The organism is Frankia sp. CeRuru1 (assembly GCF_977966315.1).
On the sequence record NZ_CDWWEW010000111.1, the window covers coordinates 1 to 13,804 of the forward strand.

General features: G+C 70.1%; 8 protein-coding genes. 5 read left to right on the forward strand and 3 right to left on the reverse strand.

The features are described from left to right. Positions 1–356: 356 nt before the first annotated feature. Positions 357–1,067 (forward strand): TetR/AcrR family transcriptional regulator, encoded by a 711-nt coding sequence (locus AC08OP_RS10530; protein WP_476614021.1) that lies wholly within the window; start codon positions 357–359, stop codon positions 1,065–1,067. Positions 1,068–1,246: 179 nt separating this feature from the next. After that, positions 1,247–3,229: a threonine--tRNA ligase gene (gene thrS, locus AC08OP_RS10535; protein ID WP_476614022.1), complete on the forward strand. Its 1,983-nt coding sequence runs from the start codon at positions 1,247–1,249 to the stop codon at positions 3,227–3,229. Positions 3,230–3,261: 32 nt separating this feature from the next. On the opposite strand, the gene AC08OP_RS10540 is transcribed toward thrS, so the two are convergent. Further along, positions 3,262–5,052 (reverse strand): NAD+ synthase, encoded by a 1,791-nt coding sequence (locus AC08OP_RS10540; RefSeq protein ID WP_476614023.1) that lies wholly within the window; start codon positions 5,050–5,052, stop codon positions 3,262–3,264. A gap of 187 nt (positions 5,053–5,239) precedes the next feature. Between AC08OP_RS10540 and AC08OP_RS10545 the strand changes: the two genes are divergently transcribed. Together AC08OP_RS10545 and AC08OP_RS10550 are read left to right on the forward strand one after the other, a co-directional pair. Continuing rightward, a complete protein-coding gene (locus AC08OP_RS10545; RefSeq protein WP_462187556.1) occupies positions 5,240–6,598 on the forward strand; it encodes a glutamine synthetase family protein in 1,359 nt (452 codons plus the stop codon). Then, positions 6,595–9,798 carry a bifunctional [glutamine synthetase] adenylyltransferase/[glutamine synthetase]-adenylyl-L-tyrosine phosphorylase gene (locus tag AC08OP_RS10550; protein WP_476614024.1) on the forward strand — a complete coding sequence of 1,068 codons (3,204 nt, stop codon included), beginning with the start codon at positions 6,595–6,597 and terminating at the stop codon, positions 9,796–9,798. Before AC08OP_RS10545 ends, AC08OP_RS10550 begins: the two co-directional genes overlap by 4 nt. 104 nt (positions 9,799–9,902) lie before the next feature. Here AC08OP_RS10550 and glnII read toward each other — a convergent pair whose 3' ends face one another. Together glnII and glnA are read right to left on the reverse strand one after the other, a co-directional pair. Then, entirely contained in the window at positions 9,903–10,964 is a 1,062-nt protein-coding gene (gene glnII / locus AC08OP_RS10555; RefSeq protein ID WP_476614025.1) for a glutamine synthetase GlnII, read from the reverse strand. Between the two features lie 743 nt (positions 10,965–11,707). Then, a complete protein-coding gene (gene glnA, locus AC08OP_RS10560) occupies positions 11,708–13,132 on the reverse strand; it encodes a type I glutamate--ammonia ligase (protein WP_476614026.1) in 1,425 nt (474 codons plus the stop codon). Positions 13,133–13,314: 182 nt separating this feature from the next. Here glnA and AC08OP_RS10565 point away from each other — a divergent pair. After that, positions 13,315–13,804: RDD family protein (locus AC08OP_RS10565; RefSeq protein WP_476614027.1), on the forward strand; the 490-nt coding region annotated here is incomplete at its 3' end.

The following is a 13,804-nucleotide window of genomic DNA, read 5'->3' on the forward strand; positions in this document are numbered from 1 at the left end:
ATCCATGAGCGCTCCTGTACGTCCGTCCGGGCGCTGGGCGTCCCGGCGTCCCTCTCATGCTGCCACCAACGGCCGCCACGCGGAGAGCCCGCGGCGGAGCAGATCCCCCCGGCCCCTAGGTGGCTGTTCGGGCTGGGGCGTTCGGGCGGTGGTTTCGCGGTGGACTATGGCCCGATCGGCGTGGAACGCGACGCACGCCACGCCGCTGCCCTGGCAAACGGATGCGTCTTGGCCGGCTGGGACGTATGCTGATCTTGAAGTCCGGCGGGAACGTGCGGCGCGATCAAGGTGGCGGGTGGCCTTTCCATGCGGATGCATCGGCACGGCGGCGACGGAGCGTGCGGGGGATCAGGCCGGTGTCCCGCCTGATGGCCACCCGGGACGTGCGCACTCCGCATCCTCGGCGGCCGTCCGACCGGGTGCCCTCCGGGGTCCGCGTCTCCCGCGCTCCCGGTCGTCCGAGGGACACCCGCTGCGATGAGGCGATCATCGATGCCGCGCTGCACGAGCTCGCGACGGTCGGCTTCGCGAGCCTGTCGATGGAGGCGGTGGCGACCAGCGCCGGGGTCGGCAAGGCGACGGTCTATCGCCGGTGGCCAACGAAGGATGCCCTGATCGGGGACGCGTTGGACACCCTGGCCGACAGTCTCGACGCGGTCGAGACCGGCTCCCTGCGCGACGACCTGGTGGCCTGGCTGAATGCGTTGCGCCGGCACAACCTCCAGTCGTTGTCCGGGCGGATCATGCCGAAGCTCGTCGCCGAGCGGAGCACGCACCCGGAGTTGTTCGCCACCTACTCGCAGAAGGTGATCGAGCCGTCGCGGGAGAAGGCGGCCACCATGCTCCGGCGCGGCATCGAATCGGGGGAACTCGCCGCGGACGTCGACGTCGACCTCGTCGTCGACATGCTGGTCGGTCCGGTCGCCTATCGGCAGTACATGAGTGGTGACTGCGAGGTGAGCGGAACGCGGATCGCGAAGATCGTCGACACCATCCTCGGTGGCATCCGCTGCCGGGAGGGTGCGCGGCCGACGGCGGAGCCGCCCGCGCCGCGCCCGTCACACTGAGCCGCACCCGTCACACTGAGTACCTCGCTCGCCGTACCCCGCTCGCCGGGGGCACCATGCGTCCGCGAGTAGCATCGCGAACGGGCCAGGAAGGCCCGCCGTGGGGCCGCCTGCCGGCCGGCGACGCACCGGCGGTGCGATCCCCGCACCCGTTTTCCCAGCGCGACAGGAGAGATTCGGTGTCCGACGTCCGCGTTACCGTTCAGCACGCCCAGCGCAACGATCCGCGGGTGGTGCCGACCGGGACGACGGCCGCCGAGCTGTTCGCCGACGACCGGAACGTGATCGCGGCTCTGGTTGACGGCCAGCAACATGATCTCGCTCATGTTCTCGCCGACGGGGCCGTCGTCGAGCCGATCATGATTGACTCGCCGGCCGGGCGGGCGATCGTCCGGCATTCCGCCGCGCACGTCGTCGCCCAGGCGGTCCAGGAACTCTTCCCGAAGGCGCGCCTGGGCATCGGGCCGCCCATCGACAACGGTTTCTACTACGACTTCGACGTCGAGTCCCCGTTCACCCCGGACGACCTCAGGGCCATCGAGAAGAAGGCGCAGGCGATCATCAAGGCCGGCCAGCGCTTCTCCCGGCGGGTCGTCACCGAGCCCGAGGCCCGCGCGGAGCTCGCCGACGAGCCGTACAAGATTGAGTTGATCGGGCTGAAGTCGAGTGACGCGGCGGCCGACGACGCCGAGGCGAGTGTCGAGGTCGGGGCGGGCGAGCTGACCATCTACGACAACCTCGACGCGAAGACCGGCGAGCTGTGCTGGAAGGACCTTTGCCGCGGGCCGCATGTGCCCACCACCCGGGCCATCCCGGCCTTCGCGATCCTGCGCTCCGCCGCGGCCTACTGGCGGGGGAGCGAGAAGAACCCGCAGCTGCAGCGCATCTACGGCACTGCGTGGGAGTCGCGCGACGCGCTCAAGGCCTACCAGACCAGGCTGGCCGAGGCCGAGAAACGCGATCACCGCAAGCTCGGCGCGGAGCTTGACCTGTTCTCGTTCCCGACCGAGATCGGCCCGGGGCTGGCGGTCTTCCACCCCAGGGGCGGCGCGATCCGCACCGCGATGGAGGACTACGCGCGGCGCCGGCACATCGAGGCCGGGTACTCGTTCGTCAACACCCCGCACATCACCAAGTCGGAGCTCTACCAGATCTCCGGGCACCTGGACTGGTTCGCCGAGGGCATGTACCCGCCCATGCAGCTCGACGGCGGCACCGACTACTACCTCAAGCCGATGAACTGCCCGATGCATATCCTGATCTTCCGGTCGCGGGGCCGGTCGTACCGGGAGCTGCCGCTGCGGCTGTTCGAGTTCGGCACGGTCTACCGTTACGAGAAGTCCGGAGTGGTCCATGGCCTGACCCGGGTGCGCGGGCTCACCCAGGACGACGCGCACCTGTTCTGCGCCCGCGAGCAGCTACCCGCCGAGCTCGACAGCGTGCTGACGTTCGTGCTCGGGTTGCTGCGCGACTTCGGGCTGACCGACTTCTACCTGGAGCTGTCGACCCGGCCGGAGGGCAAGGCCGTCGGCACCGACGAGGAGTGGGCGCAGGCCACCGAACTGCTGCGGGAGGCCGCGCAGAAGCAGGACCTGGAACTGGTGATGGACCCGGGCGGCGGTGCCTTCTACGGGCCGAAGATCTCCGTGCAGGCCCGCGACGCCATCGGCCGGACCTGGCAGCTGTCCACCATCCAGGTGGACTTCCAGCTGCCGCGGCGCTTCGACCTGGAGTACCAGGCTGCGGACGGGACCCGGCAGCGTCCGTTCATGATCCATCGGGCGTTGTTCGGCACCATCGAGCGGTTCTTCGCCATCCTGCTGGAGCACTACGCCGGGGCGCTGCCGCCGTGGCTCGCGCCGGTGCAGGTGGTCGGCATCCCGATCACCGACGAGCACGTGCCGTACCTGGGCGAGGTCGCCCGGCGGCTCGCCGCGCACGGCCTCCGGGTGGAGGTCGACTCCTCCGACGACCGGATGCAGAAGAAGATCCGTACGGCGCAGAAGCAAAAGGTGCCGTTCATGCTGCTGGCCGGAGATTCCGATGTCGCTCAGGGTGCGGTGTCGTTCCGTTTCCGGGACGGGGCGCAGCGCAACGGCGTGCCGGTGGACGAGGCCGTCGCGGAGATCCTCGACGCAGTGGAGCGCCGCCGCCAGGTCTGAGCCGCGCGGCTGGCCCCGGCCCGCGCGGCTGGTCAGGCCGGCGGGTTCTCGCGCCAGCGGGAGGTGATCGGCAGTCGGCGGTCGCGGCCGAACGCCTTGGAGGTCACCTTCGGCCCGGGCGGGTTCTGTCGGCGCTTGTACTCGGCGAGGTCGACGAGCCGGATCACCTTGTCCACCACGGCCGGATCGTGCCCGGCCGCGATCAGCTCGGCCCGGCCCTGGTCGTGGCTGACATAGTCGTCCAGGACGGGATCGAGGATGCCGTAGTCGGGCAGTCGGTCGGAGTCGAGCTGGCCCGGGGCAAGCTCGGCGGACGGCGCCTTGACGATGATCTCCTCGGGAATGGGCGGCACCTCGCCACGCTTCTCCGCGGTGGCGTTGCGCCAGCGCGCCAGCTCCCAGACGCGGGTCTTCGAGACGTCCTTGATGGGGGCGTAGCCGCCGGCGCTGTCTCCGTAGAGGGTGGAGAACCCCGTTGCCAGCTCGCTTTTGTTGCCGGTGGTGAGGATCAGGTGCCCATGCTGGTTCGACAACGCCATGAGCAGCGTTCCGCGCACCCGGGCCTGCAGGTTCTCGTCCGCGAGGCCGTGCAGCCCGCCGAGGGGGGCGGCGGCGGCGCGGAACGCGGCGGCGATTGGCTCGATGGGCACCACGGCGTGCCGCGTGCCCTGGCGGCGGGCGAGCTCGGCGGCGTCGGTCACCGAGTGCCCCGACGAGTAGCCCGAGGGCAGAGCGACGGTGTGGACGGCGCCGGCGCCGATCGCGTCGACCGCGATGGTCGCGACGAGCGCGGAGTCGATACCGCCGGACAGCCCGAGCGCCACCGAGGAGAAGCCGTTCTTACGGATGTAGTCACGGGTGGCGGTGACCAGCGCGGTGTACAGCTCCCCGGCGGGCTCGGGGCGGTCGGCGACGACCGGCGGCAGGGGGGTGAACGGTGCCAGCGGCTCGGCGGCCAGTATCGTGCGCGTCACCGTCATCGTCGTGCCATCCTCGGCGTCGATGGCCCCGGACACCGCCCGCGCCGGGCCGGGACCGGCCGCGGGCAGGTCCAGGTCGGTGATCAGCAGCGCCTCGCTGAAGACCGGGGCCCGCGCGACGAGCTCCCCCGCGGCGTCGACGACGAGGGAGTCCCCGTCGAAGACCAGCTCGTCCTGCCCGCCGACGAGGTTGACGTAGGCCAGGGCGGCCGCGGCCTCCCGGGCGCGCTCGGCGCACAGGGCGTCGCGCTGGAAGGACTTCCCCTGCTCGTAGGGGGAGCCGTTGATGCACAGGACGAGGCCGACCTCGGACCGGCGGGCCACGGTGATCGGCCCGCCCTGCTGCCACAGGTCCTCGCAGATCGTCACGCCCACGTCGATCCCGTGCAGCCGCAGCACCGGAAAGGCCGTGCCGGGCACGAAGTAGCGGAACTCGTCGAAGACGCCGTAGTTCGGCAGGTGATGCTTGGCGTAACGCGCGACGACCTCGCCGCCCCAGAGCACCGCGGCGGCGTTCTGCGGTTCACCGGCCGGGCGTCCCACACTCGGCGCGGGTTGCGCGGAGGCATCGAGGTAGCCGACGACGACGGCGATCTCGCCACACCCCTCCTCGGCCAGCCGGCGGGCCAGGGCCACCAGCGCCCGCTGGCTCGCGGCGACGAAGGACCGGCGCAGGACGAGGTCCTCCGGCGGATAGCCGGTCAACGTGAGTTCACCGAAGGCGATCAGATGAGCGCCATCGGCGACGGCCCGTTTCGTCCAGGTACTGACCAGGTCGGCGTTACCAGCGAGATCCCCGACGGTCGTGTCCACCTGGGCGAGGGCGATCCGCAGCTGGGCCATGGTTGCAGCGTAGGCGGTCGCGGCGTGGGCTGTTAGGTCCCGTGTCGGGAGGGTAGGTAACACGCCGTTGGCGGACTGGTTGCTACCAGGCAACATCACAGCGACAAACGGATGTAGTCGCTATGGTCGGGATAAGCACATCGGGTGGCCCGTATCGTCGAGTCCACATCCTCAGCGCGGAGGCACTATGGACAAACAGCAGGAGTTCGTTCTCCGGACTCTGGAGGAGCGGGACATCCGCTTCGTTCGGCTCTGGTTCACCGACGTACTTGGGTACCTGAAGTCGGTGGAGATCGCCCCCGCGGAGCTCGAGGGGGCGCTGGCGGAGGGTATCGGTTTCGACGGGTCCGCCATTGAGGGCTTTGCGCGGGTACACGAGGCCGACATGCTGGCCCGGCCCGACCCCTCCACCTTCCAGGTGCTTCCCTGGCGCGGTGAACATCCGCTCACTGCCCGGATGTTCTGCGACCTCGTGATGCCGGATGGCACGCCCGCCGCCGCCGACTCGCGCTGGGTGCTGCGGAGCGCGCTAGCCAGGGCGGCCGACGCGGGGTTCACGTTCTACACCCATCCGGAGATCGAGTTCTTCCTGCTCAGGGAGCCGCCGAAACGCGGTGGCCCGGTGCCCCCGCCGGTGGATGAATCAGGCTACTTCGACCTGACCCCCAATGACATCAGCCATGATTTCCGGCAGCAGGCCATCAGCATGCTCGAACGGCTGGGCATCTCGGTGGAGTTCAGCCACCACGAGGTGGCCCCCGGCCAGCAGGAGATCGATCTCCGCTACGCCGACGCCCTCACCATCGCCGACAACATCATGACCTTCCGCCAGGTGGTCAAGGAGGTGGCGTTGCGGCAAGGTATTTACGCCACCTTCATGCCCAAGCCGTTCGGTAACCAGGCCGGGTCGGGGATGCACACCCATCTGAGCCTTTTCGAGGGCGACCGCAACGCCTTTCACGACCCGACCGACGACTATCAGCTGTCCAAGGTGGCGAAGGCCTTCATCGCCGGGCTCCTCGCGCACGCCGCCGAAATCACCGCGGTGACCAACCAGTGGGTGAACTCCTACAAGCGGCTCATCGGCGACCAGCGGGTCGGCGAGGTGCTGGAGGCGCCGGCCTATGTGTGCTGGGGCCACAACAACCGTTCGGCGCTCGTGCGGGTTCCGCTCTACAAGCTCCACAAATCCAACGCCACCCGGGTGGAGTTCCGGCTGCCGGACAGCGCGTGCAACCCGTATCTCACCTTCGCCCTGGTGCTGGCAGCCGGCCTGCGGGGTGTCCAGGGCGGTTACGAGCTGCCACCGGCTTCGGCGGACGACGTCTGGACGCTCACCGACACGCAGCGTCGTGAGCGCGGGATCACCGCTCTGCCCGGCTCGCTCGCCGAGGCGGTCAAGGTGATGGAGCGTTCCGCGCTTGTGCGGGAGACCCTCGGCGACGAGTTGTTCGACTTCTTCCTGCGGAACAAGCGGGCCGAGTGGCTGGAATACCGTCGGCAGGTGACCCCGTTCGAGATCGACCGGTACCTGCCGGTGCTATGACCGGGCGGACCGGCACCCGGCCCCCCACAGCCGGGGCGGGGCCGGTCGGGCCGGGACCGGTCGCGGCCCATCCGCGGGGGAGCTCGGTCGCCGCGCAGCTCGCGCGACTCGGCTTCACCGACGTCGACCGGGCCGAGACGACGATGCGCCGCCTCGGCCTGCTCAGCCCGGCCGTCCAGTCGCCCACCGCCGGCAGGGATGTCCTGCCCGGTCCCGCCACCGTGGGAATCGTGCGCGAGGAACGGCTCGAGGCCAACGTCGTGGTCGGCTCGCTGGCGGCTGCGGCCGATCCGGACCGGGCTCTCGCCGCGCTGGACCGGCTCGTGGACGCCCTCGGCCCGGCCGGGGGCGCGGCCTTCGTCGGTGCACTGGCCCGCCACGAGGGGCTGCGGGAACGGCTCGCCGCCGTGCTTGGCGCGAGCATCGCGCTCGGCGATCATCTTGCCCGCCATCCGGCGGACTGGCACATCCTGGAAGCCGACGAGGTGGTCACCACCCCGCCGGAGGCGGCGAGCGTGCGGGCAGGTCTGCTGCGCGCGGTCGGCGCGGATCCGGACGATCCGGCGCCCCGGGCGGCGGGCGACGGTCCCCAGATCCTCGACGCCCTGCGGACCGCGTACCGCAGGGCGCTGCTGGTCCTCGCGGCGCGGGACCTGACCGGCGCGGTGCCACTCGACGAGGCCACGGCCGAACTCGCCGATCTGGCGGGATTCGCGCTGGACGCGGCGCTGGCGGTCGCCCGTGCCGGGCTCGACCCGCGGCTGCCCCCGGTCCGGCTCGCCGTGATCGGCATGGGCAAGTGCGGCGGACGGGAACTGAACTACGTCAGCGACGTCGATGTCGTGTTCGTCGCCGAGCCGACGGCACCCCGCGATGCGGCGAACGGTACGGCGAACGGGGGGAAGATCGGGGCGGAACCGGCCGGGCCGGCGGTACTGACGGCGGCGGCACGGCTGGCGGAGGGGCTGGTCCGAGCCGCCGGCACCGTCACCGCCGCCGGTGCGCTGTTCCAGGTCGATGTGGGGCTTCGCCCGGAGGGCCGGGACGGTGCCCTGGTCCGCACGCTCGCCAGCCATCACGCCTACTACCGCCGCTGGGCCCGGACCTGGGAGTTCCAGGCGTTGCTCAAGGCCCGCCCGATCGCGGGAGACCTGGCGTTGGGCGCCGAGTTCTGCGCGATGGTCGCGCCCATGGTGTGGACGGCGGCCTCCCGTCCCGGCTTCGTGGCCGACGTGCGGGCGATGCGGCGCCGGGTGGAGTCGACGCTGTCCCGCGCGGAGGCGGAGCGCAATCTCAAGCTGGGGCCGGGCGGCCTGCGCGACGTCGAGTTCGCCGTCCAGCTGCTGCAACTCGTCCACGGCCGGGTGGATGCCAAGCTGCGGGTCGCCTCCACCCTGGGCGCCATCGACGGTCTGGCCCGCGGCGGCTACGTCGGTCGGCGCGACGCGGCCGGGCTCGCCGACGCCTACCGTTTTCTCCGTAACGCTGAGCACCGCCTTCAGCTGCAACGGCTGCGCCGGGTGCACACCCTGCCCCGGGACTCCACCGAGCTGCGCTGGCTGGCCCGGTCGATGGGGTTGCGCACGGCGGAGGCGTTCGAGGACGCCCACGCCCGGGTGGTCCGATCCGTCCGATCGCTGCACGAGAAGCTCTTCTATCAGCCGTTGCTGGAGGCGGTCGCCCGCCTGTCGACGGAGGAGATCCGCCTTACTCCCCAGGAGGCGGCCGACCGGCTGGCCGCGCTCGGCTTCGCCGCGCCGGACCGGTCGTTGCGCCATATCGAGGCGCTGACCAGCGGGGTGAGCCGGACGGCCGCGATCCAACGCCACCTGTTGCCGACGATGCTGCCCGCCTTCGCCGACGCCCCCGATCCCGATGCCGGGCTGCTGGCCTATCGGCGGGTCAGCGAGGCACTCGGGCGCGCCCCGTGGTATCTGCGGCTGCTGCGGGACTCCGCCGGCGCCGCGGACCGGCTCGCCCGGGTACTCGCGACCAGCCGGTACGTGGCGGACCTGATGGCCCGCGCGCCGGAGTCGGTGCGGCTGCTGCGCACCGAGGACGATCTCGTCCCGGTGCCGCGGGAGGCACTGGTCCGGACCATGGTGGCGATCGCCCACCGCAACCCCGACTGGGAGGAGGCCGTCGGGCGGGCCCGGGCGGTGCGCCGCGTCGAACTGGTCCGGGTCGCCTGCGCGGACCTGCTCGGCCTGCAGGACGTCGCAGCCGTGGGCCGGGCGCTGGCGGACGCCGCGGCCGCCACCATCGCCGCGTCCCTGCTTGTCGCCGAGCGCAGGGTCGCCGGAGGTGACCCGGAGTCGTTGCCGGCGCGGATCTCGGTGATCGCGATGGGCCGGCTCGGCGGCGCGGAGATGTCCTACGGCAGCGACGCCGACGTGCTGTTCGTGCACGAGGCCAGGCCAGGGGCGTCAGCGGACCGGGCGAGCAGGGCTGTCGCCGAGGTGGTCGGTGAGCTGCACCGGCTGCTCGCCGTTCCCGGACCCGGTCCGGCGCTGCGCCTGGACACAGCGCTGCGTCCGGAGGGGCGCAGCGGCCCGGCCTCACGCACGCTGGAGGCGTACGCGGCCTACTACCAACGGTGGTCGCAGGAGTGGGAGTCGCAGGCGCTGCTGCGGGCGGAGCCCCTGGCCGGTGATCCCGGGCTCGCCTACCGGTTCTGCCGGCTGGCGGACACGGTGCGTTACCCGACCACGCTTCCCGCGGGCGCCCTGGACGAGATCATCCGCCTGCGCGGGCGGATGGAGCGGGAACGGATCCCACGGGGAGTCGATCGCACGCTGCACCTGAAGTTCGGCCCCGGGGGGCTGACCGACGTGGAGTGGGCGGTGCAGATCCTCCAGCTGCGCCACGGCCGGCGGATTCCCACGCTGCGCACGACGTCGACGCTCGAGGGGCTGGGGGCCGCGGTCGTCTCCGGTCTGCTCGACGCGAGCGAGGCGGAGATCCTGCGCGCGGCCTGGATGTCCGCCTCCCGCATCCGGAACGCGAGCACGCTGGCCGGCTGGCCGCGTCCGGACGTCGTCCCTGACCGCCCGCCCGGTCTGGAGGCGATGGCGAGCGCGGCGGGATATCCCTCCGACCGGGCCGGCGAGCTCGTCGCCGAGCACCGCCGGTCGGCGGCGCTGGCCCGCGCCGTCGTCGAGGAGGTGTTCGCGCGCGAGCGGACCGCGGATTTCGGCTAGCACGCCCGGTGGTGCCGGAACCGCGCCACCGTAAGACCGGGCAGGCGGTCGTGTCGTCGGGAGCACCGCCACGGCCGCCTGTGCTCCGGTCTGGTGACCGTTCGTCAGACGGTTGCCCCGGCCGGGGCCGGGGTGGTCTGGGACGGCACGAACAGCGTCGGCTTATCGCCGGCCAGGGCGCTGCAGCAGGTGTCAATCATGAGCGCGGAGACCAGGTACGGGTCCATGTTCGCGTTCGGGCGGCGGTCCTCCAGCCAGCCTTTCTTGGCCTTCTCGACAGCCCACGGAATGCGGATCGACGCGCCGCGGTCGGAGGCGCCCCAGGAGAACTTGTTCCACGGAGCCGTCTCGTGCTTACCGGTCAGTCGGTCCTGGATGCCGTGACCGTAGTGGGTCACGTGCTCCAGCACCCGGGTGCCGAGCGCCTCGCAGCAGGCGACGATGGCGTCCCAGCCCTCCATCGTCTGCCTGGTGGAGAAGTTGGTGTGCGCGCCGGCACCGTTCCAGTCGCCCGGGATCGGCTTGGCGGCGAACGACACCTCGACGCCGTAGTCCTCGGCGATCCGGTGGAGCAGCCAGCGGCCCAGCCAGATCTGGTCGCCGATCGCCGGGGCGGGGAGCACGCCGATCTGGAACTCCCACTGGCCCATCATGACCTCGGCGTTGGTGCCCTCGATGGCGAGACCGGCGTCGAGGCAGGCCTGCGCGTGCCTTTCGACGATCTGGCGGCCGGGCATCTTCGAGCCGCCGACGCCACAGTAGTACGGTCCCTGCGGCGCGGGGTAGCCGACCTCCGGCCAGCCGTAGGGACGGCCGTCCTTGAAGAAGGTGTACTCCTGCTCGATGCCGAACATCGGCGTCATGTCGGCGTACTTCTCGGCGACGGTCCGGGCGGCGGCCCGGGTGTTCGTCGGGTGCGGCGTGAAGTCGGTCAGCTCGACCTCGCAGAGCACCAGGAGGTTGTCGCCACCCCGCAGCGGGTCGGGCGTGACGAAGACGGGCCGCAGCACGCAGTCCGAGTTCGATCCGGGCGCCTGGTTGGTGCTCGAGCCGTCGAAGCCCCAGATCTCCGGCTCCTTACCGTCCCTGATGATGCGGGTCTTGCTGCGCATCAGCGGCTCGGGCTCGGTGCCGTCGATCCAGATGTATTCGGCTTGATAACTCACTCATACTCCCCGTGGTTGATCCTGCACGTTACGGAGCGACTTCGTGATCGGCCTGGCCAGCCGACCCAGGCCGCGAATGACGGGAGGGTTCGACCGGAGCCTTGTCGTGCCCAGTTACCTTCCTGTTCCGTGATTGTTAATTTTCGGTCTCTGCTATGTCACGAAAGGCTGGCCCTGGGCGATCGGGGCCGGCTGCCGTCCGGGATTTTCGGAGTCCCCGGCTCCGCTTTCGTGTCGTGGTGTCCCGGCGGGTGTCGGCGGGAGATGGCCGGTATTCCGGACCGCGCCGTTCCGCATAGACGTGAGGCCCGCCTCCGACGTCGTCGAAGTAGGGCCTCGGGGAATTAGTATATTAATTTTCAATGTGGCTTTGGGGGTTTCGCCTGATACCCCGGGAAAGAGTCCGGGCATCTCCTGCCCGTGATCTTTCTGGCGCTCGCCGGCACTCGGTGGATATTGGCGGGCCTTCGGCCGGTCTCCGCCCGGAGGTGGCGGCGCGACCTGGTTTCCGCACGCGTCCCCGGCTCGAAGAGGCCTTCTGCCACCGCGGCGAAGGACCAGACGAACCGCAGGGGTCAATCGGGGCCGCCCGCCTCGAGAGCGTGACCGACCCCCGCGGTTCACCGTGCCGCACCTGTCCGGGCCGCACCTTTCTGGGAGCAGGCCGCGGTCACCGCCTCGGCGCCCGCCGGATCACCCGAGGCCCGGCGATGGGTCAATGGCCGGAACCTTACGGCTGGGCGTCAGATGTCGTAGTAGAGGGTGAACTCGTAAGGATGCGGCCGCAGGCGGATGGCGTCGACCTCGTTGACCCGCTTGTAGTCCAGCCAGGTCTCGATCAGATCCGCGGTGAAGACGTCGCCCTCCCGCAGGAACTCGTTGTCCGCCTCCAGCGCGTCGAGCACCTTCTCCAGCGAACCCGGGACCTGGGGAACCGCGGCCAGCTCGTCCGGCGGGAGGTCGTAGAGATCCTTGTCGATCGGGTCCGGCGGATCAATCTTGTTCCGCACGCCGTCGAGCCCCGCCATCAGAATCGCGGCGAAGGCGAGATACGGGTTGCAGCTCGGGTCCGGCACGCGGAACTCGACCCGCTTGGCCTTCGGTGAGTCACCGCTGAGCGGGATGCGGCAGCACGCCGACCGGTTGCGGGCCGAGTAGACCAGGTTGACGGGCGCCTCGTAGCCGGGCACGAGCCGACGGTAGGAGTTCGTGGTGGGGTTGGTGAAGGCCAGCAGCGCCGGGGCGTGGTGCAGCAGCCCCCCGATGTAGTAGCGGGCGGTGTCCGAGAGACCGCCGTACCCGTTCGGGCTGTAGAAGAGCGGCTCCCCGTCCTTCCACAGGCTGGAGTGGACGTGCATACCGGATCCGTTGTCCTCGAACAGCGGCTTCGGCATGAAGGTGACGGTCTTGCCGCGGCCGCGGGCGACGTTGCGGATGATGTACTTGTAGAGCATCAGGTTGTCGGCGGTCTTCAGGAGCGTGTCGTACCTGATGTCGATCTCCGCCTGGCCCGCGGTGCCGACCTCGTGGTGCTGCATCTCGACGGTGATACCCGTCTCATAGAGCACCCGGGTCATCTCGGAACGCAGGTCGGTGAAGTGGTCCGTGGGCGGCACCGGGAAGTAGCCGCCCTTGAACCTCGGCTTGTACCCGAGGTTTCCGCCCTCTTCCTTCCGGGAGGTGTTCCAGGCGGCTTCGACCGAGTCGACTTGGTGCATCGACCCGTAGGGGTTGTAGTCATAGCGGACATCGTCGAAGATGTAGAACTCCGCCTCCGGACCGAAATACGCGGTGTCCGCGACGCCGGTGCCCCGGAGATAGGTCTCCGCCTTCTTGGCGATGTTGCGCGGGTCCCGGGAGTACTGTTCCTTGGTGATCGGGTCATGGATGAAGAACGTCATGGCGAGGGTCTTGTGCTCGCGGAAGGGATCCACGAAAGCGGTGCGCGGGTCCGGCAGCAGCAGCATGTCGGACTCGTGGATGGCCTGGAAGCCGCGGATCGACGAGCCGTCGAACATCAGGCCTTCGGTGAACACCGACTCCGCGAAGACCTGGGTCGGGATGGTGAAGTGCTGCATGATCCCGGGAAGATCGCAGAACCTGACATCGATGAACTGAACGTCTTCGTCCCGGATATAGCGAAGCACGTCTTCTGCTTTTGCGAACATTCGTCCTCCAGCATCGCGTCACGCTTCTTAGGGCCACAGGTTACGCCATGTTGGCGTGTCTCCGGTCACCAGGCCGTCGGTGCACGACATCACGGGATAGTTTCCGTAGCGTTACCGAAACCTACTTAATCACTCAACGTGATGAGTTGGGTGCATGTTGCGGTGCCACATAAGCTTGCGTCGTGGGACGAGCACTTGGAGGCTGGCTTGACGGGCCAGGTCTGCCGCGGGACACCCCGCCCGGGGTACGCCTCGGGTTGCCGCGGGACGGCCGAGGATCCGTGGTCGGGTTCGGTCCGCGCCTGCTGGCCTACCTCGTGGACGCGGTCGCCGCGAACCTGATCGTCGGCATGCTGTACATCGTCGGACTGAGCTACGCCGCCGACGCGCGTGGCCTCGCGATCTACGCGGTCTTCCTGCTCGAGGAGCTGATCCTCGTCGGTACGGCCGGCCAGACGATCGGCATGCGGCTGGTCGGCATCCGCGTGATCCGGCTGCGTGACTGTGGTCGGCAGTCCTGGCCGTGGATCGTCGTGCGTACCGTTCTGCTGGGCCTGTTCATCCCGGTGTTCATCTGGGACCGTGACCTACGCGGCCTTCACGATCGCGCCGCCGGGACCGTGGTGGTGCGCGACCCCGTGGGCTCCGGCCCCGAGAAGCCCGGCCCCGAGA